Here is a 25,232-nt window from a genome sequence, read left to right as displayed (position 1 = left end):
TGCCCGTCAGGTGGCGAACCGGGTGATCTTTATGGATGCGGGTCAGATTGTGGAGCAGAACGAGCCGGAAGAGTTCTTCAACAATCCACAGAGCGAACGCACCAAGCTGTTCCTGAGCCAGATCCTCGGCCACTGAGGCGCACGCATTCAAGTTAAATGGAAAGGCCGGACCTCGTGTCCGGCCTTACGTGTTTTTAGCCCAGTTTATAGGTCAGGGAGCGCTGCTCCCTGGGTGTTTTTGAGTATTTTTGGAAAGATGACAGGCTGGACGTGTGGGCAGGACGTGCGGGCAGAGGGCGCGGGTCATTTTTGCGCGCGCCTGCAAATCTCCTACGATGCCCGCTTGATCGGGTCGGCGCCGTAGACTTCTTCCAGGATGATCTCCACCAGGTCGAACTGCGTGTGCAGATTGACGTCCTCGAAATAGATGTGGCTTGGCCAGGCTTCGCTGACGTGGTTGTCCTCCGGCAGGTTCACATGGGCGCAGACGTTGCGGATCGCAGCGACATGGGAGCGCGCCATTTCACGGGTTTCGGCTTTGGTGGCGTCCAGATCCTCGATGCTGTTGCGATCGATCTGTGGCGAGCCGATCCCGGAGGTCAGCGGCATGTTGCGTTTGATTGCCTGATCTTCATAGAACGAGATATCAACATTGTCTGCAGCCAGCCGCATGATGAAGACCGGGTTGGCACTGACCTTGGCCTCGGTCAGCGACAGCAGGGCCGGGTTTTCCGAAGGGGCCAGTTCAGGCGTTGCCGTATCAGTGGCCTCTGCGCCGCCACGGCGGCGGGAGCGACGGTCTTTCTTCTTGGCGAGGGCCACATGATCGCCGCGATAGTTGTTGTCGAACACGCGATCGGCGTAGGGCTTGTCCCGCAGCATATGACGGATTGCGCGGATCGACATGTTCTTGCAGTTTTCCGGACCGATGAAGAAGGGCGAGCCGGAGGCGTCCGACAGCTCGATCCAGCCGTTCGGGAAAGTGGCGATATGGTGGTCCATCCAGGGGCCCAGCACCACGTCGCCCAGATGGTCGAGCAGGGCGTTCACCTCATCCGGGTCGTTCACCACGTCACCCAGAAGCGGCTCCTGGCCGTAGATGTCCGCGGCGAGGCTGTAGGGGGCGGTGATCTGCAAAAGAGGCGGCAGGCCGGTCAGTTCTTCATGTACCCGTAGGATTTTGGTGATCGCCAATGGCACGCCGGTGGTAAAGTCCGGGGTCTTCAGATCGCGCCAGTTGTCCTTGTTGATCAGCATGTCATCCGGGTCGGCGCCCGGCGGGTATTTGTCCGGGTACATCATGGTCTGGCCCAATGGCTCGCAGGACCAGGCATAAAGCGCCCAGGTGATATAGAATTTATTCACCCCCAAAAGGCGGCTGACCGCCAGGTTGGCGCGGACATAGCGATATGGGTCTTCGTGATAATACTCGCGCGTTTCGATGCCGTAGAGATCGTTCAGTACCGCCAGCGCCAGCATATGGACAGAGGCGACGCTGTTGACCCGATTGGGGTCGGCTTTCTGGCCAAAGTTGGCGTCGAAATCGCCCGCGATGGCGGCGTCGAACACCCGTTTCATTTCGTCTTTGGCTTCGGCGTCACCTGCCTGCCAGGCCCGCAATAGGTCCAAGCCTTTGGGGAATGCGTAGTCTTCTATTCTGGTCATGGATTGGCCTTCAGCTCTGTGAACCCGCGGCGCCCATTGCGCCAATCGGGTTCGAGGCTATCCAAGAGTGGGTACATCAAATATACCCATTACAGAATCAAATGTAGACCCACTTAGAGCCATGCCAAAATCTCCCGGCGGCGCGCTGCTGCAAGGTTTCACAATCGAACGCCATTCTTCGGTGCCGATTTACCGGCAGCTGGATGCATCGTTGCGTCGGCTGATTTTGGATGGATCTTTGACCCCGGGGCAGAAACTGCCTTCGACTCGCGAACTGGCACAGGAGCTGGGGATTTCGCGGATCACCGTGAAGAACGTTTATGAACAGATCATCGCCGAAGGCTATGCGAAGGCGAAAACAGGGGCGGGCACCTTTGTTGCGGAGGGGCTCGACACAGAAGCCTTCCCGCAGATCCGGACCCCGCGGCGTAAGAACAGACCCTCCGGGATTGAGATATCCGACCGGGCGTTGACGATTGCAGCATCAAAATCGGTCGCTCGCTATGGCGAGACAGCGCCCTTCCGTCCCGGCGTGCCGGCGCTGGATCAGTTTCCGGTGAAACTGTGGAACAAATACCTGGCCGAGGCGATGGCGCGGGATGCCCGACGTGGTCTGAGCTATGGGCAGGTCAATGGTAACGCTGCGCTGCGGGAAGCCATCACCCGGCATCTGGCAGACGCCCGCGGCATGAAGGTGGATGCGGAGCGGGTGATCATCACCTCTGGTGCGCAGCAGGCCTTTGTGCTGATTGCCTTTGTGCTGCTGAACCAAGGGGATACGGTCTGGTACGAAAACCCGGGCCATATCGCAGGGCGGGATGTGATGCAGATCATGGGGGCCAATGTGGCGCCAGTGCCAGTGGATGCTGAGGGGTTGGACCTTGATCAGGCCATTGCTCGACATCCGAAACCGGCCTTGATCTTTACCACGCCGTCGCACCAACAACCCCTGGGCACCACGATGAGCCTGGGCCGGCGTCTGGCGTTGCTGAACTATGCGCAGGACAACAATGCCTGGATCATCGAGGATGACTACGACAGCGAGTTTCGTTATCGTGGCAGGCCGCTTCCGGCGCTGAGCGCTTTGGACAGTGGGCGACGGGTGTTCTATGTGGGCACGTTTTCCAAGTCGATGTTTGCGGCGATGCGATTAGGCTATGTGGTGGTGCCGTCTGAATACGCAGATACCTTTGCGACAGCGCGCAACCTCTTGGGACAAAACTCCTCCGCTGTGGTGGAGGAGGCGATGGCGGGATTTATCGAGGATGGGCGGTTCACCGAACATATCCGCAAGATGCGCCGCCTGTATCGGACCCGGCGGGATGCGCTGTTTGAGGCGCTGAACCAGCATTGCGCCCAGTGGTTAGAGCCACAACGCACAGATGCGGGCATGCATATGGTTGCCTGGCTGAAGGGCGGCATCGATGATCAGGCCGCGCATCAGGGACTGCTGGATGCGGGGATCGACTCGCTGCCAATCTCGGTCTACTGCATCGAACCGATTGGCCGGGCTGCGCTGGTTCTAGGTTTTTCAGGTGTCGATGAACGGATCATTCCGCGACTGGTGAAGCGGCTGGCTGACGTGCTCAGGACATTGGCGGTGGCAGGGCATGATGAGCCAGGTTGCACGCGTTGATCATCCAGCGGCGAATTTGTGAAATATCAGGCTCTTCGCGCGTCGCTTTGCGGCAGGTCAGGAAATAGCCATTGTCGGTCTTCAGCGCGGTGCCGGGCAATTCCACCAGGTCTCCGCTGTCCAGCGCGCCATCATCCAACCCGCGCCAGATGATACCGATCCCCCGACCCTCGATCGCAGCGTGGACCACATGCGGATAGCTGTTGAAGAATAGGGTTGCCGGGTCTGGCTCATAGTCGATGCCAAAGCGGTCAAAAAATGAACCGAACCAGAGGATCCCATATTCGTCGCGATCCAGATGCAGCAATGGCAGCTGGGCCAGTTCCTCCGGCTTCGGATCAACGAGCCCATGCTTGCGAAGGAATGAGGGCGCCGCCGCAAGGCAGATGTCTTCGGGGATGAGAAGATCCGAGTGCCAGTCCGGGTCGGGATGCGGGCCCAGCCTGATATCGAGATCAGGAACACCATCATCGGGACGTATCCCCAAGGGGCCAACAGACAGATTGATCTGCAGCTGCGGGAAAGAGCGTTGTAGGCGCGGGTAATATGGCAGCATCCGGAAATGCGCGAACCCATGGCCGCAGCGGATACGCACTTCGCTCAGACCTCCTTGGCGCTGCAGCTCCTGCGCCTTTTGCGAAATGGCGCCAAGACCCGCGTCCACTGTTGCAAACAGCTGCTGCCCGGCAGCCGTCAGCACCATGCGGCGGTTTTGGCGCAGGAACAGGCTGCAGTTCAAATGGTCTTCCAGGTTTTGAACATGGCGCGACAGGCTGGATTGCGAGGTGCCAAGCGCTTGCGCAGCGGCGCTGACCGAGCCGAGCGAGGCAACGGCACGAAACGCCGCAAGCGCGTTCATCACCGGGAGGAGAAAGGAATCGGTTTCTTGCGGCATGGGCGGAGGTCCGGTTTGGGCGGTATCTGGAAACTACATGAATATCGATCTTAAAAAAACATAGATTGACGTGTTTTGATGTCAGGATATTAGGAGAATAAAAGAGGGTGATGAAAAAACATTATTAAAAACAAACTCTTGAGTTTGAGCGATCAGATGGCGCCTATTCTATTAATTCGATTTTCCGCAAGTTTAGATCAGAAGCCAAGCGGAGAGTGCCATGCCTGAACAGCGCAATATTGTTATCATCGGTGGCGGGGTGATCGGCCTCAGCCTTGCCTATCATCTGGCCAAGAAAGGGGCTGAGGACATCCTCCTGCTGGAGCGCAACCAGTTGACCTCTGGCACCACCTGGCATGCGGCAGGGATCGTGGGGCCGCTACGGTCAACCTTCAACATGACCAAACTGGCTTCAAAAGCGCTGCAGACGTTTCCAGCGCTTGAGCGGGAGACCGGATTGGCAACCGGGTATCAGCAGACCCGCGGCTATTGGATTGCGCGACGCCCGGACCGGATGGATGAGCTGTACCGGATCCATGCAATGGCAGGGTTCACAGGTCTGACGCCAGAAATGATTTCGGGTGAGGAGGTGGCCGCCCGTGTGCCGGGTGTCAGCGCCGCGGGTATCCACGGGGCGTTGACCCTGAAAGAGGATGGTCAGGTCAATCCCGTCGATCTGACGATGGCCTATGCCAAAGGCGCCCGTAGCCGCGGTGTCGACATTCGTGAGGGTGTCAGCGTGGCCCGTCTGCTGCAGGATGACGGGCGCGTCACCGGTGTTGAACTGGCGGATGGTACGCAGATCCATGCCAATCAGGTCGCGCTCTGCGCGGGCGCGTGGTCCAAGAAGCTGGCGGATGACGCGGGTGTGGTGCTGCCGCAGCACGCGGTGAAACACATGTATGTGGTGACGGAGCCGATCGAGGGCTTCCCAAAGCCGTTCCCGGTGTTTCGCGACCTGGAAACCCATGTCTACATGAAGGGCGATGCAGGCAAGCTGCTGGTGGGCTGGTTTGAGATGGACGCCAAACCCTGGGATCCGCAGAGCGCCGAAGGTGACCGCCCGTTTCTTGAAATGGAGGATGACTGGGATCAGGCGGAACCGTTCATTGAAGCCGCCTTGGCGATGTATCCAGGGCTCGAAAACACCGGCATCCAGCACTTCCTGAACGGACCAGAGAGCTTTACCGTCGACAGCCGCCCGTTGGTTGGGGAAACGCCAGAGCTGCAGAACCTGTTTGTGGCAACGGGATTGAACTCTGTCGGGATTATGTCGTCGGCGGGTGTTGGCGATGCGCTTGCAGATTGGCTGCTCTGCGGCGAAGCCCCGAGCGATTTGTGGGATATCGACATCTTGCGCTGTGATCCGTTGCAGTCGGATAGGGCGTTTATGGAAGACAAGATGCGCGAAGCGGTGGGCAATAATTTTGCCATGCATTGGCCGTTCAAACAGCCGGTGTCTGGTCGCAACTTGCGCCTGTCGCCTCTGCACGACCAGCTGGACCAGGCTGGTGCGGTCTGGGGTGTTGGTGGCGCATGGGAGCGGACCCGCTGGTTTGCACAGAACGCAGCGGAGAAAGAGCTGCCCTATTCCGTCGGTCCGCAAAGCTGGCAATATGTGGCCGACCGCGAGGCGCAGACCATGGCGGCGGATGTCTCTTTGGTCGATCTGTCAATGTTCACCAAGATTGATGTCTCGGGGCCAGATGCGCTGGCTCTGCTGCAATGGGTCAGCACCGCGGATGTGGATGTCGCCGAGGGGCGCGCTGTCTATACGGCCTGGTTAAACTGGCGCGGCGGGATTGAGGCGGATCTGACCGTCACGCGCTTGGGTGCGGAGCGCTTCCGCGTAACCTCTGGCGCGGCCACCCGTCGCAAGGATCTCCATTGGCTGCAGAAACAAGCGCGTCAACAAGGGTTCAATGTCATCCTCAACGATGTGACAGAGGCAGAGGCCGTGATCGGCGTGATGGGGCCGCGCTCGCGTGGGTTGCTGCAAAAGCTGTCGAATGACGACTGGGAGGCGTTTCCGTTCTCCAGCGCCCGCACGGTTGCTGTCGCAGGCGTCACAGCCACCGCCACGCGGATCAGTTTCGTGGGTGAGCTGGGCTGGGAGATTTGGGTTCCTGTGCACAATGCCGCCGCGCTGTTTGACGCGCTACGCGCAGAGGGCGCTGGGCTATTCGGCGTTCATGCGCTTGATGGCTGCCGGATCGAAAAAGGATTCAAACATTGGGGTCACGATCTGGGGCCTGACATCTCGCCGCTGGAGGCAGGCATCGGCTTTGTGGTCAACTGGACCAAGGGTGGTTTCCTCGGCCGTGATGCGCTTGTTGAGCAAAAAGAGACGGGCCTGTCCCGTCGTCAAATCCTGCTCGAGGTGGAAGGTGACGCGCTGCTGCTGCACGACGAACCCGTCTGGGAGAATGGGCACCGGATCGGGTTGACCTCCTCGGGTGCCAAAGGGCCGCGGACCGGCAAAAACCTGTGCTTTGCCAACGTGAACATTGCTCCAGGGGAGAGCCTGTCCGAAACCTGTGCCCGCAGTTTTGAAGTCGAGGTGGCGGATCGGCGGTACAAAGCCACCGTGCTGGCGCGTGCGCCATATGATCCGGATGGCAGCAGACTGAAGGGCTGAAGCCGCCCCGTCCCCAAGAACAAAAAGGCCCTCCGGGAAAATCCCGGAGGGCAAGCGGTAGACCCTCACACGTATGAGGGGGAGACCCACCGACAAGAGGTTAGCTGCAGGAAGCGCGCCGCGCCCGGACCCTTGCGTCAGGCAGCATTTGTGGCGCGGAACATGACTGGCGTTGCGCCAAAATTTTTGCGGAAAAGCTTGATGAAAGAAGAAAGCGATTTGAACCCGCAGGCCAGGGCGATCTCCGTCACCGGCATATTGGTGTCCTCTACCAGGCTACGGCCCAGCTCCAGCCGCTGTTTTCGATAAAACCGCAACGGCGAGGTGCCGATATGGCGCATGAACATCCGTTCGACCTGGCGCACCGATACCCCGATGCTGGCAGCGATCTCGTTCACGGGCAGCGGCTCTTCCAGGTTGTTCAGCATCAGCTCAATCGCTTTTTGCACCTTCACCGGCGCACCACGATAACGATCTGCGGCGGCCCAGGGCTGCGCCCGGTCGGGGCTGCGGGCGGATTGCAGCAAAAGATAGTTTCGGATCCGAGCGGCCGTTTTGGTTGCGACATTATCCTCCACCCAGTTCAGTGCAAAATCCATCGCACCCATTTCACCGGAACAGCTGAATACATTGCCATCGCGCACGAAGATCGAATCCTCAAACTCGATATGTGGCAGCGTTTCGCGATTGACCGGGATGCGGGACCAATGGTCGGTGCCTTTGGTGATATGGCCGGATTGCGCAATCACCCGTACCGCAGCTCCCATGGCGCAGACCGGGATGGAGGCCATCCGGCATTTGCGTACCAGCTCAAGCGTGGTGGCCGCCTCTGCCTCACTCATCTGAGCGCCCGAGCAGATCACATAGACATCTGGTTTTGGCAGATCGAACCCGTGCTTCAACACGTCAGACAGAGAGCTGTCTGGCGACACAAGCACCTTGGACCGGGCCCGCACTGGCGCGCCATCGAATGTCTGCAGGGACACATCAACACATGCGTCCTGTGACGCCAACTGCACCGTATGCAACACATCCGTAAGCGAGGTCAGGCTCAACAGTGAGAACGCGTCGGTCAACAGAATCGCTGCATTGAAACGCCGCCGATGTTGCAGAAGCTGACGGTTCTCTATCGCATGAAACTGTGTCATCTGGCGGCCTCCTGGTTTGGTGGTCTTCATTCGGGGCGCGCCACCGCTGCAGTCCGCAACTGCGCAACGTTCAAACACCCGCTCCCTGTTTGTTTAAGCGCCCAATGGATAATCAATAAGTTCCATTATCGAAGTTTTTATAAGCCCATTTTGCCACCACATCGGGGGTGGCACCTCCCACCCTCGCGCGGGAGAGGATATTGCATCTGCATATGATCCTGAGCCGAGGTTGATCTGGTGTTGGCGCGCACGTCTCGGCCGTCATCCGCGGGGTGTCGGTCGGTGGCTAGCCGCGCATGAAGCTGATCTAAAATTGATCTGATTTTTGGCGGTAGAGCCAAGAAATGCGGGAATTTGGGGGGAAACAACTCTTGCGTCGGCACACGGCCGCGCGCATCTATGAGCCATGACAAAAACACTCCTCTGCCTCGGTCTTGGATATTCAGCACGCGCTTTGGTGCCACATTTGCGCCAACAGGGATGGCGCATTCTCGGCACAACCCGGTCGCTCGCCACCGCAAAGCCGGTTGAGGGGGTTGAGCTGTTGGAATGGCCTGGCAGTGATATTTCCCTCGCTGGTGTTACGCATGTCTTGTCCTCCGTGGGGCCGACAGCGGAGGGCGATCCGGTTCTGGCGGTGCTTGCGGACCAGCTGGAGCAGGCGGCACGTTCAGGCGTTTTGGAATGGGTGGGCTACCTGTCGACCACCGCTGTCTACGGCGATCACAACGGCGCGTGGGTTGATGAAACCACACCCGTCACCCCCTCCAGTCAGCGAGGGCGCTGGCGGGCCAAAGCCGAGAGCGGCTGGCAGTCCATTCCCGGCTTGCCGCTGCATATTTTCCGCCTGGCGGGGATCTATGGACCGGGCCGGGGCCCATTTGCCAAGCTGATGGCGGGTAAGGCGCGTCGCATCGTGAAACCCGGACAGGTGTTTTCGCGCATTCACGTCGACGACATTGCCCAGGTGCTCGCCGCCTCGATTGCAAAGCCGCAACCGGGTGGGATCTACAACCTTTGCGATGATGATCCCGCGCCACCGCAGGATGTGCTGGGATATGCCGCCGAGCTGTTGGGCCTACCGGTGCCAGCAGAGGTGCCGTTCGATGAGGCGGGCATGACCCCTATGGCGCGCAGCTTTTATGGCGAAAACAAACGCGTCCGCAATCAGCGTATCAAAGATGAGCTTGGTGTCTCGCTGATCCACCCGAGCTACCGCATCGGGCTGCGCGCCGTGCAGGCCGCAGAGGATCTGGAGAGCTTTATCCCTCCGCAGGAAACCACAGGGGTCTAGGCTCGTTTCTCGCCAATCGTCGCCACACCCATGACCTCCAGCACTTTGGCTTCGATCTGTGGGGCGTTCATCGCGGCGCTTTCATACATGTCCTTTGGGCTGGCCTGATCGATAAAGGTATCGGGCAGCACCATCGAGCGGAATTTCAGACCGCCATCAAAGACGCCCTCTTCGGCCAGCAGCTGTGCAACATGCGATCCAAAGCCGCCAACAGCGCCCTCTTCGATGGTGATCAGCGCATCATGGTCTGCGGCCAGCTGCAGGATCATATCGCGATCCAGTGGCTTGGCGAAACGGGCGTCCGCAATGGTTGGGGTGATGCCTTTGGCTGCCAGTGCTTCGGCGGCTTTTTTCACCTCTCCCAGGCGAGTGCCAAAAGACAACAGTGCAACGCCTGTGCCGGTTTCGATCATGCGGCCTTTGCCGATTTCCAGGACCTCTGGCACCTCGGGCATATCGACGCCTTCGCCCTCGCCGCGCGGGTAGCGGAAGGCAATCGGCCCGCTGTCATGTGCTGCGGCTGTGGCAACCATATGCGCCAGTTCCGCCTCGTCGGCGGCAGCCATCACAACCATGCCCGGCAGGTTGGTCATGTAACCGATGTCGAAACTGCCGGCATGGGTTGCCCCATCCGCGCCCACCAGCCCGGCCCGGTCGATGGCAAATCGCACTGGCAACCGCTGGATCGCCACATCATGCACCACCTGATCATACCCACGCTGCAGGAAGGTCGAATACATGGCGCAGAACGGTTTCATCCCACCAGCGGCCAGCGCAGCGGCAAAGGTCACCCCATGCTGTTCGGCAATGCCAACATCGAAACAGCGCGAGGGGTAGCGCTCTGCCATCAGGCTGAGACCGGTGCCATCCGGCATCGCGGCGGTAACGGCGCAAATCTTGTCATCCTCGGCCGCCAGGCGCACCAGCTCCGCCCCAAAGACAGAGGTGTAGGAGGGCGCATTGGAGGGCGCTTTTTTCTGCTCCCCGGTGAGCATGTCAAATTTCGCGGTGGCATGTCCCTTGTCGCGGGCGGCCTCCGCCGGGGCGTAGCCTTTGCCCTTCTTGGTCAGCACGTGGATCAAGATTGGACCGGTGGCTCGGGCCTTCACCGTGCGCAGAACCGGCAACAGCTGGTCCATGTCATGTCCATCAATCGGACCGAGATAGGAAAAGCCAAGCGATTCAAACAGCGTGCCGCCGACCGCCATGCCCTTCAACATGTCCTTTGCCCGTTTTGCACCTTCGCGGAAGGGTTCCGGCAGCAAAGACGCAGCCCCCTTGGCCACGGCTTTCAGCTCCTGGAATGGCTCCTCAGCGTAGAGGCGGGACAAATACGAGGACAGCGCCCCAACCGGAGGGGCGATCGACATTTCATTGTCGTTCAGAATGACGATCAACCGTTTGCCCAGATGACCTGCGTTGTTCATCGCTTCAAAGGCCATGCCTGCAGACATGGATCCATCCCCGATCACGGCAATAGCGTCACCGTTTCCTTCCGGGATCACCCCACCCAGATCGCGAGCCACGGCAAAACCGAGCGCTGCGCTGATGGATGTGGAACTATGCGCCGCGCCAAATGGATCAAAGGGCGATTCCGACCGTTTGGTGAAGCCGCTTAGCCCGTCCTTCATGCGCAGGGTCCGGATGCGGTCGCGCCGACCGGTCAGGATCTTGTGGGGATAGCATTGGTGCGACACATCCCAGATGATCTTGTCGCGTGGCGTGTCAAACACCGCATGCAGCGCTGTGGTTAATTCCACCACGCCCAGACCTGCCCCCAGATGCCCCCCCGTGACGGAGACGGCAGAGATCGTTTCCTGGCGCAATTCCTGCGCCACCTGCGTCAGCTGCGCGTCACTCAAGGATTTCAGATCTGCCGGGCGGGTGATCTGATCCAGAAGAGGGGTATGGGGCCGGTCTGACATGGCAGCTCCTTGAGCATTGGCTGGCGTTTGGCTCGGACGAGGCGCGATAAGCGCGGCTCAGCTCTCTCGCGAGATAACGAAGCGCGCGGCTTCCTTCAAGGTTTCGGCGGCAGGACCATAGGGGGTCAGCGCATCACAAGCTTGTTCCATCAACATCTGTGCCCGCTCCTTGGCGGTCTCCAAGCCCAACAGCGAGACAAAGGTCGCTTTGCCGGCATCAGCATCCTTGCGCACCGCTTTGCCGACTTTGGCTGCGTCACCTTCCACATCCAAGATGTCATCAGCGATCTGGAAGGCAAGTCCCAGCGCCTCGGCATAGCGTCGCAGGGCGCCGTCATCAGCACCGGCCATCACCGCACCTGCGGTGGCGGACCAGGAAATCAGACAGCCTGTCTTGCGGCTCTGCAGCTTGGTTATTTGATCCAGGCTCAGCGGCTGGGTCGCACTCTCCGCTGCGATATCCAGCATCTGACCCGAAACCATCCCATCTTTGCCAGAGGCCTGGGCCAGGCCACGGATCAGCGGCAGCGCATGTGGCCCGATCTTGGCATCTGCCAGCAGTTCGAAGGCAAAGCTCTGCAGGCTGTCACCCGCCAGAACCGCCATCCCCTCGTCCCACTTGCGGTGCACGGTCGGCTGGCCCCGGCGCAGATCATCGTCATCCATGCAGGGCAGATCGTCATGCACAAGCGAATAGGCGTGAATGCACTCGATCGCCAATGCCGCCTCTAACGCGGCCGCCTCGTCAACGCCATGCAGCCGCGCGCTTTCCAGAACCAGGAACCCACGCAACATCTTGCCGCCCAGGATGGCATAGCGCATCGCAGCATGCAGCTCATCGTGACCGGCCAGACGCCCGTCCATATGGTGGGTGATGCGGCTCTGCGCTTCCGCCAGCGCGTCTGCAAATCGGCGCGTCTGATCCGACCCCACAGCAGCCATGGATCAACCTGCGTCCAGCGGTTGGGTGCCCGTTGGCACCGACTTTCCATCCAGGGTGATCGCGGCGACTTTTTCTTCCGCCCGCTTCAATTCATCTTCACAGCGTTTTTTCAACGCCGCACCTCGCTCATAGAGCGCAATGGAGGCATCCAGCGCCACGTCGCCGCGCTCCAATTGGTCCACCACGGTTTCCAGTGCGCGCATGGCCTGTTCAAAGCTCAACTCTTCAACTGGGGTCTCGGGGGTGTCGGTCATGTGCCTGCCTCTATCAATTCTTCCGCGTGGGCCTTGGCCGATGCGGCCAGGGCGTTCAGATCATATCCGCCCTCCAAAGTCGAGACGATACGACCATCACAAACCTCCGCCGCCAAATCGCAGAGCGCACGGGTCAGCCAGCGGAAATCCTCGGTGCTCCAGGCCAATTCGGCCAGGGGATCGTCCTGATGGGCGTCAAATCCCGCCGACAGAATGATCAGCTCCGGTTTGAACGCGCGGATACGAGGAAACGCATGGTTGAGATAGGCTTCCCGCATCTGCACGCCACCAGATCCCGGTGGCAGTGGTAAATTCAGGATCTGACCATGTGCGCCATCCTCGTCGGCGCGCCCCGATCCGGGCCACAGCGGCATCTGATGGCTGGACACAAACAGCGCCCTGGGATCATCCCACAGCAGATCCTGTGTGCCATTGCCGTGATGGACGTCAAAATCGACCACCGCCACACGGGAAAGACCATGATGATCCAACGCATGTTTGGCCGCCAGCGCAGCAGTGCCAAACAGGCAAAACCCCATCGCTGTGTCGGTCTCGGCATGATGTCCCGGCGGGCGCACCGCGGCAAACGCGTTTTGCACCACCTCTGTCAGCACCAGATCCACGCCCCGCAGCGCTGCCCCAACCGCCCGAAAGGCAGCGGTCAGCGAGCCTGGCGACAAATAGGTATCCGCATCGATCTGAGCCCACCCCTGATCCGGCAGGGCTTGACGCAAATCCGCGATATAGGCGGCCGGGTGGCAACGCAAAAGATCATCATCCGCTGCCAGCGGCGCGGTCACGCGGCTCAGCTCCAAGTCTTCCAGGGCTGCCAGAATATGCTCCAGCCGTGCGACCCGCTCTGGATGGCCCTCAGGGGTCAGATGATGCAGGCAGTCTGCATGGGTGATCAGGGCTGTGGTCATCACGGTGGCTCCTTCCTCTTGCCAGAAATATCCCCGCCGGAGGCCAGGCCGCAGCCGCGCTGCGGTCTGTCTGCCCGGCTGACAACCTGCGTGCCGACCTCCGCATGTTCCAGTGTCATTATGTATCTGGCTCAAACAACGCAGACGCTGCAGGCGACCGGGGAGGGTGAGCGGCTCAATCTGGGGCCAGCATATATCCTGCACCGCGCACGGTCTGCAGATATTGCGGCTGTTTCGGGTTGGGTTCGATCTTGCGCCGCAACCGGGTGATCTGAACATCCACCGCCCGCTCCTGCGCCTGGCCCCTGTCGCGGCCGAGATCTTCCACCAATTTGCTGCGGCTGACCGGTTCACCGGGGCAGGCGGAGAAGATCCGCATCAGCTGGCTTTCGGTGCCGGTCAGGCGGATCAACTCTTCGCCCTGCCACATCTCACCGCGCTCGATGTCGTAACGGATGCTGCCCAGATGCAGCACCTTGGGAGCTGTGTCTTTGGCGGTGGGTTCCGGCATGCGCCGCAAGATGGCATTGATGCGCAGCAACAGCTCTTTGGGCTCAAAGGGTTTTGCCAGATAATCATCGGCGCCCGCCTCCAACCCTTCGATCCGATCGGTGGTGTCGCCTTTGGCGGTCAGCAACAGGATCGGGGTGCTCATCGTCTCGCGCAGATCGCGGGTAAGCGATATGCCATCTTCGCCGGGCATCATCACATCCATCACGATCAGATCAAAATCGAGACCCGACAGCACCCGGCGGGCATGCGCCGCATCGCGTGCCGCGGTGACCAGAAAACCGGCGCGCATGAGAAACTTCTTCAACAGGCCGCGGATCCGCTCGTCATCATCCACGATCAGCAGATGGGAATCAAAATTGCTCATGCGCCGGTCTCCCGCAATTTGGCGTAGGCGCGGCGCATATCCGCGTCCATCATCGCTTCGAGCACCCGTTTGAAGCCCTGCACCGCTTCGGGACCGGCTTCTTTATAGGCGGCGCGCATTCGCGTGCGTTGGGCATCGGATAGGCTGGCCTCCAGGGCGCGACCCTTATCTGTCAGGAACAGATGGCGTTCACGTTTGTCAGTGACGCCAACGCGGCTTTCCACCAGCCCGTCGCCGATCAATGCCCGCAGCACCCGATTGAGCGATTGTTTGGTGACCCCGAGGATCGACAACAGATTGTTGACCGTGGTGCCCGGCGCCCGGTTGATGAAGTGGATGGCGCGGTGATGGGCGCGCCCATAGGCCAGTTCTGCCAGAATACGGTCGGGATCTGCGGTGAAGCCGCGATAGGCAAAAAACATCGCCTCGATCCCCTGCCGCAACTGCTCATCCGTCAGGAACAGCAGGCTCTCTCCACCCAGTCCCTGCCGCGGTCGCCCCTGTTCCATGGGTGTATCCCCCTCTTGTCTCTGGGCCTCGTTGGTTGGGTCATTTTAAGTCAGCCTTGTTGACATTCCAAGTCTGAAGATGTATCGAATCGCAGGTTTGGCGCAACATTATGTCCGCATCGGCCATAATTAGCGCAACTAATGAAAATTTACTTCAGCTCAAGGAGGGTGCACCATGGCTGGTTACGAAGATCGCGACGGTTTGATCTGGATGGATGGTGAGATGGTCGAATGGCGTGATGCCAAGGTCCATATCCTCAGCCATGCCATGCATTACGCCTCCTCTGTTTTCGAGGGGGAGCGCGCCTACAATGGCAAGATCTTCAAGTCTCGCGCGCATTCGGAACGTCTGATTGCCTCGGCGGAGGCGTTGGATATGCCGATGCCCTACACTGTGGATCAGATCGAAGAAGCCAAAGAGGCCACGCTGAAAGCCTCCGGTCTGCAAGATGCCTATGTTCGCGCGATTGTCTGGCGTGGCTCCGGCGAAGACATGGGTGTCGCGTCTGCCAGAAACCCGGTTCGCATGGCGGTCGCGGTTTGGGGGTGGGGCGCCTATTACGGCGACGCCAAGATGAAGGGTGCCAAGCTCGACATCGCGGAATGGAAGCGTCCAAGCCCAGAGACCATTCCAGTTCATGCAAAAGCCGCAGGCCTCTACATGATCTGCACCATTTCAAAGCACAAAGCCGAGGCAAAGGGCTGCTCTGACGCGCTGTTCATGGACCACCGTGGCTACGTGGCTGAAGCGACAGGTGCCAACATCTTCTTCGTCAAAGACGGCGAAGTGCACACACCGACGCCTGACTGTTTCTTGAACGGGATCACCCGTCAGACTGTCATCCAAATGCTGAAAGACCAGGGCATCACCGTGCATGAACGCCACATCATGCCGGAAGAGCTCGACAGTTTTGAACAGTGCTGGCTGACCGGCACGGCGGCAGAGGTCACCCCGGTTGGTGAAATCGGCCCGCATAAGTTCGAGGTGGGCGAGCTTACCCAGCAGATCGCCAAAGCCTATGAGGAACTGGTGCGCAGCTGACGCACGGTATTGCTCGGAAAAAATCAAAGCGCGGAGATCTCTCCGCGCTTTTTTGTTGTCGGCCGCAATTATGGCTAACCGGGGGGTAGGGGCACTGTCGCAGGTTGCCTCAACTGACGCACGCCAGCGTATTTGTGCGGCGTGCCTCAGATCAGTTCTTGGGTTCTCCTACAGCTCGCGCCTTGCCTCGTTCCAGACCCAGCGCGCGCTCCCGCCAGGCAACAAGCCCGTTGGCCGCAACCACCAATACCGCCCCGGCCAGCATCACCATGGTTGGCAGTTCATTGAACCAGACATAGCCCAGCACGATTGCAAACAGCATGGCGGAGTAATCATAGGGTGCCAACATCGATGCTGGCCCAAACCGATAGGCCGACGTGACCAGGATCTGCGCAACCCCACCCACCAGACCCGCCAGGATCAGCAGCGCCAGCGTGCTGGGATCGGGCCAGACCCAGCCAAACGGCAGGGTACACAGCGCCAACAGCGAAGCTGTCATGGAAAAATAGAACACGATGGCCGCGGTGTGTTCGGTGCGCACCATCGATCGGATGTGGATCTGCACCAGCCCCCGCGCAATCGTGGCGACCAGAACCAGCAGCGCGCCCAGCGTGGCAGCATTGCCAAGATCACCGGTCCCCAACCGGGGCCACAGCATCACCACCACACCAAACAGTCCAACTGCGACGGCGCTGATCCGGATCAGGCGGATGCGCTCACCCAGCAAGAGTGCGGCCAGAATCAGGGTGAAGATCGGCGTGGCAAAGCCGATTGCCGTGACTTCGGGCAGGGGCAACAGCGCCAAACCCATAAAGGTCATGCCCATCGCAGATGTGCCCAACACTCCGCGCAGCACATGTTTTCCAGGATGGGTGGTTTTCAGCCCGTGGCGCAGTTCCCCGCGCATCGTCAGCCAGATCAGGATGATGGGAATGGCAAAAAAGGACCGGAAAAACACCGCCTGCCCCGGGGGCACCACTTCGGATGTTGCTTTGATGATGGCGGCGAGAACCGTGAACAGGCCAATGGCTGTGAGCTTCAGCGCAATGGCGCGGCCCGGCTGGTGCGAAGTGGAGGCTGTCGACATGCGCCGACCCTGCGCATCTCGCGCAGAAAGTGCAACGGGTTGATTTTCTCACGCGCCAATGTCCATGGTCGCCGCAGCGGCAAGGAGATCTGTTCATGTATGATGCCAACCCCCTTATTCATCATCTGCGCGCGGCATCCGTCGGGCGCGAGGATGCAGTGTTTGCTACCCAACCTTTGGCAGGGCCGGATGCCGCTGCGGTGACATTTGCCCAGCTGTTTGCACGCGCGGAACAAATGGCCGCTGAGCTGGTGGAGCAGGGGGTGCAACCGGGGGACCGGGTGGCGGTTCAGGTGCAGAAGTCCCTCGCCGCCATCGAACTCTATCTTGGCACCGTCATGGCCGGCGCTGTGTTCCTGCCGCTCAACACGGCTTACACCGACACGGAAGTGGCTTATTTTATCTCTGACGCCACGCCGCGTGTGTTTGTCTGCGATCCAGAGCGCGCCGGCTCCCTGCAATCTGTTGCGGCGCAGGCCAAGGTGTTGACGCTGGATGCTGCGGGGCAGGGCACGTTAAGCGCGCTGGCAGATCGCCAGGGCGGGTTTCAAGTGGTGGCGCGCAGCCCCGATGATCTGGCGGCGATCCTTTATACATCCGGCACAACCGGCCGCTCCAAAGGGGCGATGCTCAGCCATGCGAACCTCTATTCCAACTCGCGCACGCTGCGGGACCATTGGGAGTTTACCTGCGACGATGTGTTGATCCACGCCCTGCCGATCTTCCACACTCACGGGCTGTTTGTTGCCACCAATGTGGCACTGCTGGCCGCAGCCTCTGTTGTGTTCCTGCCCGGCTTTGACCGCGATGCGATTTTGCAAGCCATGCCCACAGCAACGGCTTTGATGGGGGTGCCGACCTTTTATACCCGCCTGCTGGCCGATGAACGCCTGACCCAGGAGTGTGCGGCAAATATGCGATTGTTCATCTCCGGTTCGGCGCCGCTGTTGGTCGACACTCATGAACAATGGGAGGCGCGCACAGGCCATCGCATTCTGGAACGGTACGGCATGACCGAAACCAATATGAGCACCTCCAACCCCTACCGAGGAGAGCGCATCGCGGGCACAGTGGGCCTGCCGCTCCCTGGTGTGGAGGCGCGCGTGATGGCAGAGGGCACAGAGCTGGCCGCGGGTGAAATCGGCGTGCTGGAGGTGCGTGGCCCCAATGTGTTTCAGGGCTATTGGCAGATGCCTGAAAAAACCGCCGAAGAGCTGCGACCGGATGGCTGGTTCATCACCGGAGACTTGGCCAAGATCGACAGCAATGGATATGTCACTATCGTGGGGCGGCAGAAGGATCTGGTCATCACCGGCGGCTTCAACGTCTATCCCAAAGAGGTTGAGGTGCTGATCGATGATATGCCCGGCGTGGTTGAAAGCGCGGTGATCGGCGTGCCGCACCCCGATTTTGGCGAGGCCGTGGTGGCGGTGGTGGCCCGTTCGGGTGATGAGATCAGCGCAGAGGCCATTCAGGCGGCGCTGGTTGGGCAATTGGCCAAATTCAAACAGCCCAAACATGTTGCACTGGTCGACGCCTTGCCCCGCAACACGATGGGCAAGGTGCAGAAAAAAGCCCTGCGCGAAACCTACGCAGGGCTGTTTGGCTGAAGCACTCTTCCGCCCGTCTGATCGGCAGGCAGGTCATCGCCCCACCCTCCAGGTGAGGGCGCTGACTTCAGTTTTGTTGCACTGCCGCGTGGACCTCTTCCTCGCGCCATTCCCGCAGAGCTTGTGTCAGGATCTGAAACGCAGAGCTGAGAAACAGACCAGCCATGATGCCGGCCACAATGAGATCGGGCCATCCCGTGGCTGTTCCCCAGACCCCAAGGGCTGCGATCATCACCGCCACATTGCCGATAGCGTCGTTGCGTGAACACAGCCAAACCGACCGCACATTTGCATCACCGTCCTTGTATCGCGCCAGCAGCGCCACCGAGATCAGATTGGCGGCGAGCGCGAGAAACCCGATGACACCCATGATCTCGGCCTGTGGCACGCCGATGACAAACACCTGATAGAGGGTCGAGCCAAAGACCCACAGCCCCATCAGCAACAGGCTGATCCCCTTGCCAAGTGCCGCGAGTGCTCGGGTGCGCAAGGGGGCTCCGATAACGGCGAGCGAGATGCCATAGGTCAGCGCATCGCCCAGAAAATCCAACGCATCCGCTTTCAGGGCCTGACTGCCCGCCATCTGTCCGGCGCCCATTTCGACGGCGAACATCCCGGCATTGATCCCAATCACCAGCCAGAGCCTGCGTTTATAATCCGCAGACACCCCATCAAACCGCGCGTTGTTGCAGCACCCTGCCATGTCACCTGTCCTCATCTCGATTCGAAGACAGGGTAATTGCTCTAGTGACTAGAGCTTCAAGAGGTTTGTGACAAAACCCGCGCGCCAGTGGCAGCCGCGCGCTCCCGCGGTTCAGCCGCCGATGTGACCTTGGTTTTCGCCAACCTGACCGCGATGCAACAGCAGATGATCGAGGATCACGCAGGCCATCATCGCTTCGCCCACTGGGACGGCACGAATACCAACGCAAGGATCATGGCGTCCCTTGGTAATCACCTCTGCGGGGCTGCCATCTTTGCGGATGGAGTGCCGCGGTGTCAGGATCGACGAGGTGGGTTTCACGGCAAAGCGCAGAACAATGTCCTGGCCTGTGGAGATCCCGCCAAGAATGCCGCCGGAATGGTTGGAGGAATAGACCGGATTACCATCCTCGCCGAGGAAGATTTCATCCGCGTTTTGCGACCCTTTGAGAACGGCTGCGTTCATCCCTTCGCCGATTTCCACGCCTTTGACCGCGTTGATCGACATCATGGCTGCGGCCAGGTCGGTGTCCAGTTTGCCATAGATCGGCGCGCCAATGCCTGCGGGTACGCCGCGGGCGACAACCTCGATCACGGCGCCAACGGAATCGTGGTCTTTGCGCAGGGCCTGCAGATAGTCTTCCCAGTCCTGCACGGCGGCGGCATCAGGAATCCAGAAATCATTTTGGTCGATGGCGTCCCAGTCGAACCGGCTGCGGTCGATCTCCATCTCGCCCATGCGGGTCATATAGCCTTTGATCTCCAGGCCAGGCACCAGCGATTTGATGGCCTCGCGGGCCACACCACCTGCGGCAACGCGGGCGGCTGTTTCGCGGGCGGAAGAGCGGCCACCGCCGCGGTAGTCCCGATTGCCGTATTTCTGGAAATAGGTGATATCCGCATGTCCCGGCCGGAAGGTCTGCGCAATATCGCCATAGTCTTTCGACCGCTGATCCGTGTTTTCAATCATCAGCTGGATCGGTGTGCCGGTCGATTTGCCGTCAAACACGCCGGACAGGATGCGCACGGCGTCTGGTTCGTTGCGCTGGGTCATGTTTTTGTTCTGACCAGGGCGCCGTTTGTCCAGCCAATGCTGCAGCATCTCTTCGTGGATCGGCACATTTGGCGGGCAGCCATCGACGGTCGCACCCAGCGCAGGCCCGTGGCTTTCCCCCCAGGTGGTGACACGGAACAGATGGCCAAAACTGTTGATCGACATGGATGCGGTCTCCTTTGTCGGGCCTGCCGGGCAAACCCTGATGCTGCCGGTGTGCTTAGCGGCCAGCGCCCTCTGTCTCAAGGGGTTTCCTGATCTCAGGCCGGTCTGTGTGATGGCGCGTTAACCGCATAGAAAGGACAGCGAGACTCCCCCAATGTTTCGCGTGCGAAACATTTGGACAGCATATCTGACCTATTCACCGGGGCGATCAGCGGTGCCGATGGATCCAGATCGTCGGGTATTTGCAGACCAATGCGCGGCTGCGCTTGTGTTTTGGTGCGGCCCTGCATAGGGTCCGCCACACCTCGGGGTGCGTCGTCGACGCTGAGATCACACCCGTAGAACCTGAACCGGCTAGAACCGGCGGAGGGAAGGTATGGACCGGCTCCACCCTTGCCCATCGCCGCAATGGAGGATGCCATGAAACATCTTGTATTTGCAGCAGGCATGCTGGGCGCAACAACGGCTTTTGCTGAGACGCCCGAATTGATCGTTTACACCTATGACAGCTTTGTTTCCGACTGGGGCCCCGGCCCGGCAGTTGAAAAAGCGTTCGAGGCCACCTGCGGTTGCGATCTGAAACTGGTGGGCGCAGGCGATGGCGCTGCGCTGCTGGCGCGACTGAAGCTGGAAGGCGAACGGTCGGATGCCGACGTGGTGCTTGGGCTCGATACCAATTTGACTGCGGCGGCCAAGGCCACCGGATTGTTTGCCGACCATTCGGTCAGCGCCGATTATGCGCTGCCCATCGCTTGGGAAGATGCGACATTTGCACCCTATGACTGGGGCTACTTTGCCTTTGTGCATAATGCAGATGCCACCGCGCCCAAGAACTTTGTCGAACTGGCGGCGAGCGATCTGAAAATCGTCATCCAGGATCCGCGGTCTTCGACCCCCGGTTTGGGGCTGTTGATGTGGGTTAAGGCCGCTTATGGCGACAAAGCCCCCGAGATCTGGGAAGGTCTGTCAGACAATGTGCTGACAGTCACCAAGGGTTGGTCCGAAGCCTATGGTCTGTTCCTGGAAGGCGAAGCTGACATGGTGCTGTCCTACACCACCTCCCCGGCCTATCACCTGATTGCGGAAGAAGACGCCAGCAAAGCCGCTGCCGCCTTTGACGAAGGCCACTACATGCAGGTGGAAGTCGCAGGCAAACTGGCCGCAAGCGACCAGCCCGAGTTGGCCGACCAGTTCCTGGCTTTCATGGTGTCTGATGCGTTCCAATCCATCATCCCGACCACCAACTGGATGTATCCCGCTGTGACCCCGGCAGAGGGTCTGCCGGAAGGTTTTGACACGTTGGTCACCCCGGAAAAGTCGCTCTTGCTGAGCGCGGACGAAGCGGCGGCTCTGCGTGATGCGGCATTGGATGAATGGCTGACCGCGCTCAGCCGCTAAGATCCCGTTGGGGATTGGGCGTCGCAGCTGGTGTTGCGGCGCTCATGATCGGGGTGCTGTTCGCGGTTGCGCTGCGGGCGGATCCCGGTGCGGGGCTTGGCCCTGCGGATTGGTCTGCCATTCGCTTTACCGTGTGGCAGGCGATCCTGTCAGCGTCGTGCAGTGTGCTATTGGCGATACCCGTGGCGCGAGGCATTGCGCGCCGCAGGTTTTGGGGGCGGCGGGTGCTGATCGCGCTGATGGGCGCACCGTTTATCCTACCTGTGATCGTTGCCATCCTGGGCATTCTGGTTGTGTTCGGACGCTCCGGCTGGATCAGCGACCTGTTGGTTTTGATGGGGCAAGAGCCTTTGCGGATCTACGGGCTGCAGGGGGTCGTTTTGGCCCATGTCTTTTTCAACCTGCCGCTGGCCACGCGTCTCATTTTGCAAGGCTGGCAAGAAATTCCGGCAGAACGGTTCCGGCTCGCAGCGCAGCTGAACGTGGATGGTCCCAGCATGTGGCGGCTGTTGGAATGGCCGATGCTGCGCCAGGTGGTGCCCGGGGCGTTTGCTGTCATCTTTGCTATTTGTCTGTCCAGCTTTGCGGTTGCCTTGACCCTTGGAGGCGGGCCGCGTGCGACCACGATCGAGCTGGCGATTTATGAGGCGTTTCGATTGGAATTTGACCTGGGCCGCGCCGCTCTGCTGTCGGGCTTGCAGCTGGTGTTGACCGGTCTGGCAGCTTTTGTGGCGTTGCGCATGGCCATCGGGGAAGGGTTCGGCAGCGGTTTGGACCGTCCGCTGCGACGCTGGGACGGACAGGCCGCGGTGGCGCGTGGGCTGGATGTGGTGTGGATCACCGCTGCGGGCCTGTTTCTGGTGCTGCCCTTGGCGGCCATCGTTCTGTCCGGGATTCCGGGGCTACTGAGCCTCAGCGCGCGGTCGGCTGATCTGCTGGTACGGGCTGCGGGCAACTCGCTGGTGATTTCCGCGACCTCAACCCTTCTGATGCTGGTCTTGGTGGTTCCGATGACTGTTGCGATTGCGCTTCGACCACTGAATGGTGGTGGGGTTCTGGCGGAACTGGCAGGATTGTTGGGATTGGCAGTATCCCCGCTGGTGATCGGCACCGGTTTGTTCATCGTTCTCTTCCCCTTTGTTGATCCCTTTGCACTGGCGTTGCCGGTGACCGCGCTGGTCAATGCGTTGATGGCGTTGCCCTTTGCGCTGCGCATTCTGGTGCCACGTGTGCGCGATATTCTGGCTCGCTATGGGCGGTTGGCGCTTTCGCTGGATCTGCAGGGATGGACCTTTATGCGCGTTGTTCTGCTGCCGCGATTGCGCCCGCAGCTTGGCTTTGCCGCTGGATTGGCAGCGGCTTTGTCGATGGGGGATCTTGGGGTGATTGCGCTGTTTTCGGATAGCGAGACCGCGACCCTTCCGCTGCAGGTCTATCGGTTGATGGGCGCCTATCGCACTGACGCGGCAGCGGCGGGGGCTTTGCTGCTGCTGTGCTTGTCGGTCGGGATGTTCTATGTGCTGGACCGGGGAGGGCGGCGCCATGCTGAAACTTGAAGGGTGCGAGCTGCAAAACGGTGGGTTTTCGCTGGCAGCCGATCTGCAGATCGAGGCCGGTCAGCGGGTTGCGGTGATTGGTCCCTCGGGGGCGGGCAAGACCACGTTGATCGAAGCGATTGCTGGATTTTTGCCGATTTCCCGCGGGCGATTGATCTGGCGCGATCAGGACCTGACCGCCATGGCCCCCGGTCGTCGCCCCATGGCCATGTTGTTTCAGGACAGCAATTTGTTCCCGCATCTGAGCGTGGCGCAGAATGTGGGCTTGGGCATTCGCCCGAACCTGCGATTGAACGCAACAGAACAGGCCAAGGTGCAGGCTGCGATTGATCGGGTCGGGCTGAAAGGGTTGGAAGATCGAAAGCCTGCAGCCCTGTCGGGTGGGCAGCAAAGCCGCGTTGCCCTTGGCCGCGTATTGGTGCAGGGGCGCGATGTGCTGCTGTTGGATGAACCATTTGCCGCATTGGGCCCTGCCCTGAAGGCCGAAATGCTGGATCTGGTGGCCGCGTTGGCGGCAGAATCGGGGGCAACTGTTTTGATGGTCAGCCATGATCCGGCGGATGCGCGGCGCATTGCCGATCAAGTGGTGTTGGTGGCGGAGGGTCTGGCCCATCCTCCGGTGGCGACGGGACCGTTGTTGGACAATCCACCGCCTGCGTTGAAGGCCTATCTGGGATAGGCCTTCTGTAGGCTGTGATCAGTCGCTGAGCGCCTCGGCGCGTGTTTTGGTGATCATCAATGCGGCATTGGCTGCTTCGCGACCTTTGTCCACGAAATGGGCTCGATAGATGGCGTTGTGGTGATCGGTTTCCTGATATTGATGCGGGGTCAGCGACACCGACAGAACCGGTACATTGGTTTCCATCCCGGCCTGCATCAGCCCATCTACCACGGCTTGGGCGACAAAGTCGTGGCGATAGATGCCGCCATCCACGACAAAGGCCGCGCAGGCGATGGCCTGATATTTGCCGGTCTGGGCCAGGTTTTTCGCCAGCAGTGGCATTTCAAAAGCGCCGGGAACATCAAAGACATCAATCTGGTCCGCTGGGATCAGCTCTTGAAAGCCCTCCAGCGCACGATTGACGATATCCGCATGCCAGCGGGCTTTGATAAACGCGAAACGGGTGTGTGCCATGGTCTGTATCTCCTAAAGGTTTGACACGTCACCCAAGGCGATCACGAGCAAAGAGAGCCCAGGTTGCCCTGGCTCTGCCCTGCACGTTCTCTTCCATCCGGACTGTGACCGTCGGCTCTGGAGTTGCACCAGATCTGCTGACACTTCTGCCGGGAGATGCACTCTGACCGGATCAGCCGATTCTGCAATCGGGACGAACCAACCAGGGGTGCAGGACGCCCTGTGCAAAAGCCGCTCGCGGGCTTACGGGACATCCCGCTTACCGCCGGTGGGGAATTTCGCCCCGCCCTGAGAACGGCGCGACCATGGCTGGAAGTATCCTCCATGGCAAGAGTGCTCTGCGGTGCAAAATGCATCAAAACAGGTTTTCCTTGCGCCATTGCCCGCTATAGTTGCTCGAGCTTTGATGAATTCCCGAATTGAACCGAAGGATCTGCTGATGAAACTCTATCATGCCCCGACATCGCCCTATGTTCGCAAAGTCATGGTTGTGCTGCATGAGACAGGACTGCTGGATCAGGTCGAGATTCATTCAGTCGCCACAACGCCCGTTTCGCCAAGCGCGGATCTGCAGGCGGCAAACCCTCTGGCGAAGATCCCCGCGCTGGAGCGTGCGGATGGCGGGACGCTCTATGTGTGGAGCCTCAATAGGTTGTTCCGATTTAATCGTAACCGGCTGATTGGTGGTTTTGATTTTAGGGCCGCGTGTGGTCTGTGCCAATTGTAGAGATGTGTCCAGACGGGCAGATCGGCGGCGCGGTCGTCTGAGGTCTGGT

The 25,232-nt window shown here is 60.1% G+C and carries 21 protein-coding genes, 3 pseudogenes and 2 riboswitches; of the genes and pseudogenes, 10 read left to right on the top strand and 14 right to left on the bottom strand.

What is annotated here, in order from left to right; genetic code table 11:
- A pseudogene (locus Q0C28_RS05065) lies at positions 1-136 on the top strand (amino acid ABC transporter ATP-binding protein); the annotation flags it as partial.
- Positions 137-330: 194 nt separating this feature from the next.
- On the opposite strand, the gene Q0C28_RS05060 reads toward Q0C28_RS05065, so the two are convergent.
- Positions 331-1,665 (bottom strand): uroporphyrinogen decarboxylase family protein, encoded by a 1,335-nt coding sequence (locus tag Q0C28_RS05060; RefSeq protein WP_293573565.1) that lies wholly within the window; start codon positions 1,663-1,665, stop codon positions 331-333.
- Between the two features lie 121 nt (positions 1,666-1,786).
- Here Q0C28_RS05060 and Q0C28_RS05055 point away from each other — a divergent pair, with 121 nt between their 5' ends.
- A complete protein-coding gene (locus tag Q0C28_RS05055) occupies positions 1,787-3,301 on the top strand; it encodes a PLP-dependent aminotransferase family protein (RefSeq protein WP_293573564.1) in 1,515 nt (504 codons plus the stop codon).
- On the opposite strand, the gene Q0C28_RS05050 is transcribed toward Q0C28_RS05055, so the two are convergent.
- On the bottom strand, positions 3,252-4,196 hold the full coding sequence (locus tag Q0C28_RS05050) for a LysR family transcriptional regulator (protein WP_293573563.1): 945 nt from the start codon (positions 4,194-4,196) through the stop codon (positions 3,252-3,254). The genes Q0C28_RS05055 and Q0C28_RS05050 overlap by 50 nt on opposite strands.
- A gap of 220 nt (positions 4,197-4,416) precedes the next feature.
- Here Q0C28_RS05050 and Q0C28_RS05045 point away from each other — a divergent pair, with 220 nt between their 5' ends.
- Positions 4,417-6,834, top strand: coding sequence for an FAD-dependent oxidoreductase (locus tag Q0C28_RS05045; RefSeq protein WP_293573562.1), 2,418 nt, complete (start codon positions 4,417-4,419; stop codon positions 6,832-6,834).
- A 137-nt stretch (positions 6,835-6,971) separates the two neighbouring features.
- Here the strand turns inward: Q0C28_RS05045 and Q0C28_RS05040 are convergent, their stop codons facing one another.
- Entirely contained in the window at positions 6,972-7,982 is a 1,011-nt protein-coding gene (locus tag Q0C28_RS05040; protein ID WP_293573561.1) for a helix-turn-helix domain-containing protein, read from the bottom strand.
- Between the two features lie 406 nt (positions 7,983-8,388).
- On the opposite strand from Q0C28_RS05040, the gene Q0C28_RS05035 reads away from it, so the two are divergent.
- Entirely contained in the window at positions 8,389-9,276 is an 888-nt protein-coding gene (locus Q0C28_RS05035; protein ID WP_293573560.1) for an SDR family oxidoreductase, read from the top strand.
- Here Q0C28_RS05035 and dxs read toward each other — a convergent pair.
- The 6 genes from dxs to Q0C28_RS05005 all read right to left on the bottom strand — a co-directional run bounded on the left by dxs (position 9,273) and on the right by Q0C28_RS05005 (position 14,707).
- Positions 9,273-11,201: a 1-deoxy-D-xylulose-5-phosphate synthase gene (gene dxs, locus Q0C28_RS05030; RefSeq protein WP_293573559.1), complete on the bottom strand. Its 1,929-nt coding sequence runs from the start codon at positions 11,199-11,201 to the stop codon at positions 9,273-9,275. The genes Q0C28_RS05035 and dxs overlap by 4 nt on opposite strands.
- 57 nt (positions 11,202-11,258) lie before the next feature.
- On the bottom strand, positions 11,259-12,143 hold the full coding sequence (locus tag Q0C28_RS05025) for a polyprenyl synthetase family protein (protein WP_293573558.1): 885 nt from the start codon (positions 12,141-12,143) through the stop codon (positions 11,259-11,261).
- 3 nt (positions 12,144-12,146) lie between these two features.
- Positions 12,147-12,398: an exodeoxyribonuclease VII small subunit gene (locus Q0C28_RS05020; protein WP_293573557.1), complete on the bottom strand. Its 252-nt coding sequence runs from the start codon at positions 12,396-12,398 to the stop codon at positions 12,147-12,149.
- Positions 12,395-13,321, bottom strand: coding sequence for a histone deacetylase family protein (locus Q0C28_RS05015; RefSeq protein WP_293573556.1), 927 nt, complete (start codon positions 13,319-13,321; stop codon positions 12,395-12,397). The genes Q0C28_RS05020 and Q0C28_RS05015 overlap by 4 nt, the downstream gene beginning before the upstream one ends.
- A gap of 175 nt (positions 13,322-13,496) precedes the next feature.
- Positions 13,497-14,198 carry a response regulator gene (locus Q0C28_RS05010; RefSeq protein ID WP_293573555.1) on the bottom strand — a complete coding sequence of 234 codons (702 nt, stop codon included), beginning with the start codon at positions 14,196-14,198 and terminating at the stop codon, positions 13,497-13,499.
- A complete protein-coding gene (locus Q0C28_RS05005) occupies positions 14,195-14,707 on the bottom strand; it encodes a MarR family transcriptional regulator (RefSeq protein WP_293573554.1) in 513 nt (170 codons plus the stop codon). Before Q0C28_RS05005 ends, Q0C28_RS05010 begins: the two co-directional genes overlap by 4 nt.
- Before the next feature lie 175 nt (positions 14,708-14,882).
- On the opposite strand from Q0C28_RS05005, the gene Q0C28_RS05000 reads away from it, so the two are divergent.
- Positions 14,883-15,749, top strand: a complete 867-nt coding sequence (locus tag Q0C28_RS05000) for a branched-chain amino acid aminotransferase (protein ID WP_293573553.1) — start codon at positions 14,883-14,885, stop codon at positions 15,747-15,749.
- Between the two features lie 151 nt (positions 15,750-15,900).
- Here the strand turns inward: Q0C28_RS05000 and Q0C28_RS04995 are convergent, their stop codons facing one another.
- A complete protein-coding gene (locus Q0C28_RS04995) occupies positions 15,901-16,836 on the bottom strand; it encodes a DMT family transporter (RefSeq protein ID WP_293573552.1) in 936 nt (311 codons plus the stop codon).
- Between the two features lie 95 nt (positions 16,837-16,931).
- Between Q0C28_RS04995 and Q0C28_RS04990 the strand changes: the two genes are divergently transcribed.
- Positions 16,932-18,446 (top strand): malonyl-CoA synthase, encoded by a 1,515-nt coding sequence (locus tag Q0C28_RS04990; RefSeq protein ID WP_293573551.1) that lies wholly within the window; start codon positions 16,932-16,934, stop codon positions 18,444-18,446.
- A 67-nt stretch (positions 18,447-18,513) separates the two neighbouring features.
- Here Q0C28_RS04990 and Q0C28_RS04985 read toward each other — a convergent pair whose 3' ends face one another.
- Entirely contained in the window at positions 18,514-19,149 is a 636-nt protein-coding gene (locus Q0C28_RS04985) for a cation transporter (protein ID WP_293573550.1), read from the bottom strand.
- Positions 19,150-19,260: 111 nt separating this feature from the next.
- On the bottom strand, positions 19,261-20,367 hold the full coding sequence (gene aroC / locus Q0C28_RS04980; protein WP_293573549.1) for a chorismate synthase: 1,107 nt from the start codon (positions 20,365-20,367) through the stop codon (positions 19,261-19,263).
- 296 nt (positions 20,368-20,663) lie between these two features.
- Positions 20,664-20,756, top strand: a riboswitch (TPP riboswitch).
- A 31-nt stretch (positions 20,757-20,787) separates the two neighbouring features.
- Between aroC and thiB the strand changes: the two genes are divergently transcribed.
- The 3 genes from thiB to Q0C28_RS04965 are packed head-to-tail and all read left to right on the top strand — an operon-like array spanning position 20,788 to position 24,000.
- On the top strand, positions 20,788-21,765 hold the full coding sequence (thiB, locus tag Q0C28_RS04975; protein WP_293573548.1) for a thiamine ABC transporter substrate binding subunit: 978 nt from the start codon (positions 20,788-20,790) through the stop codon (positions 21,763-21,765).
- Positions 21,741-23,321, top strand: coding sequence for a thiamine/thiamine pyrophosphate ABC transporter permease ThiP (locus tag Q0C28_RS04970; RefSeq protein WP_293573547.1), 1,581 nt, complete (start codon positions 21,741-21,743; stop codon positions 23,319-23,321). Before thiB ends, Q0C28_RS04970 begins: the two co-directional genes overlap by 25 nt.
- Positions 23,308-24,000, top strand: a complete 693-nt coding sequence (locus Q0C28_RS04965; protein ID WP_293573546.1) for an ATP-binding cassette domain-containing protein — start codon at positions 23,308-23,310, stop codon at positions 23,998-24,000. Before Q0C28_RS04970 ends, Q0C28_RS04965 begins: the two co-directional genes overlap by 14 nt.
- An 18-nt stretch (positions 24,001-24,018) precedes the next feature.
- Here Q0C28_RS04965 and Q0C28_RS04960 read toward each other — a convergent pair whose 3' ends face one another.
- Complete coding sequence (locus tag Q0C28_RS04960) at positions 24,019-24,456, bottom strand: 6,7-dimethyl-8-ribityllumazine synthase (RefSeq protein ID WP_293573545.1); 438 nt, start codon at positions 24,454-24,456, stop codon at positions 24,019-24,021.
- 81 nt (positions 24,457-24,537) lie between these two features.
- A riboswitch (FMN riboswitch) is annotated at positions 24,538-24,756 on the bottom strand.
- Positions 24,757-24,895: 139 nt separating this feature from the next.
- On the opposite strand from Q0C28_RS04960, the pseudogene Q0C28_RS04955 reads away from it, so the two are divergent.
- Positions 24,896-25,090, top strand: a pseudogene (locus Q0C28_RS04955) (glutathione S-transferase N-terminal domain-containing protein); the annotation flags it as partial.
- On the opposite strand, the pseudogene Q0C28_RS04950 reads toward Q0C28_RS04955, so the two are convergent.
- Positions 25,087-25,232 (bottom strand): annotated as a pseudogene (locus tag Q0C28_RS04950) (IS481 family transposase); the annotation flags it as partial. The pseudogenes Q0C28_RS04955 and Q0C28_RS04950 overlap by 4 nt on opposite strands.

Origin of the sequence: Phaeobacter sp. (assembly GCF_022825805.1) — a bacterium.
Taxonomy (GTDB): Bacteria; Pseudomonadota; Alphaproteobacteria; order Rhodobacterales; family Rhodobacteraceae; genus Phaeobacter.
This window is presented reverse-complemented; position numbering and strand designations above follow the sequence as displayed.

What these genes read in the sequence shown, in the direction of transcription:
- Q0C28_RS05060 (WP_293573565.1), bottom strand. Translation starts at nt 1,665, where the DNA reads ATGACCAGAATAGAAGACTACGCATTCCCCAAAGGCTTGGACCTATTG.
- Q0C28_RS05055 (WP_293573564.1), top strand. Translation starts at nt 1,787, where the DNA reads ATGCCAAAATCTCCCGGCGGCGCGCTGCTGCAAGGTTTCACAATCGAA.
- Q0C28_RS05050 (WP_293573563.1), bottom strand. Translation starts at nt 4,196, where the DNA reads ATGCCGCAAGAAACCGATTCCTTTCTCCTCCCGGTGATGAACGCGCTT.
- Q0C28_RS05045 (WP_293573562.1), top strand. Translation starts at nt 4,417, where the DNA reads ATGCCTGAACAGCGCAATATTGTTATCATCGGTGGCGGGGTGATCGGC.
- Q0C28_RS05040 (WP_293573561.1), bottom strand. Translation starts at nt 7,982, where the DNA reads ATGACACAGTTTCATGCGATAGAGAACCGTCAGCTTCTGCAACATCGG.
- Q0C28_RS05035 (WP_293573560.1), top strand. Translation starts at nt 8,389, where the DNA reads ATGACAAAAACACTCCTCTGCCTCGGTCTTGGATATTCAGCACGCGCT.
- dxs (WP_293573559.1), bottom strand. Translation starts at nt 11,201, where the DNA reads ATGTCAGACCGGCCCCATACCCCTCTTCTGGATCAGATCACCCGCCCG.
- Q0C28_RS05025 (WP_293573558.1), bottom strand. Translation starts at nt 12,143, where the DNA reads ATGGCTGCTGTGGGGTCGGATCAGACGCGCCGATTTGCAGACGCGCTG.
- Q0C28_RS05020 (WP_293573557.1), bottom strand. Translation starts at nt 12,398, where the DNA reads ATGACCGACACCCCCGAGACCCCAGTTGAAGAGTTGAGCTTTGAACAG.
- Q0C28_RS05015 (WP_293573556.1), bottom strand. Translation starts at nt 13,321, where the DNA reads ATGACCACAGCCCTGATCACCCATGCAGACTGCCTGCATCATCTGACC.
- Q0C28_RS05010 (WP_293573555.1), bottom strand. Translation starts at nt 14,198, where the DNA reads ATGAGCAATTTTGATTCCCATCTGCTGATCGTGGATGATGACGAGCGG.
- Q0C28_RS05005 (WP_293573554.1), bottom strand. Translation starts at nt 14,707, where the DNA reads ATGGAACAGGGGCGACCGCGGCAGGGACTGGGTGGAGAGAGCCTGCTG.
- Q0C28_RS05000 (WP_293573553.1), top strand. Translation starts at nt 14,883, where the DNA reads ATGGCTGGTTACGAAGATCGCGACGGTTTGATCTGGATGGATGGTGAG.
- Q0C28_RS04995 (WP_293573552.1), bottom strand. Translation starts at nt 16,836, where the DNA reads ATGTCGACAGCCTCCACTTCGCACCAGCCGGGCCGCGCCATTGCGCTG.
- Q0C28_RS04990 (WP_293573551.1), top strand. Translation starts at nt 16,932, where the DNA reads ATGTATGATGCCAACCCCCTTATTCATCATCTGCGCGCGGCATCCGTC.
- Q0C28_RS04985 (WP_293573550.1), bottom strand. Translation starts at nt 19,149, where the DNA reads ATGGCAGGGTGCTGCAACAACGCGCGGTTTGATGGGGTGTCTGCGGAT.
- aroC (WP_293573549.1), bottom strand. Translation starts at nt 20,367, where the DNA reads ATGTCGATCAACAGTTTTGGCCATCTGTTCCGTGTCACCACCTGGGGG.
- thiB (WP_293573548.1), top strand. Translation starts at nt 20,788, where the DNA reads ATGAAACATCTTGTATTTGCAGCAGGCATGCTGGGCGCAACAACGGCT.
- Q0C28_RS04970 (WP_293573547.1), top strand. Translation starts at nt 21,741, where the DNA reads ATGGCTGACCGCGCTCAGCCGCTAAGATCCCGTTGGGGATTGGGCGTC.
- Q0C28_RS04965 (WP_293573546.1), top strand. Translation starts at nt 23,308, where the DNA reads ATGCTGAAACTTGAAGGGTGCGAGCTGCAAAACGGTGGGTTTTCGCTG.
- Q0C28_RS04960 (WP_293573545.1), bottom strand. Translation starts at nt 24,456, where the DNA reads ATGGCACACACCCGTTTCGCGTTTATCAAAGCCCGCTGGCATGCGGAT.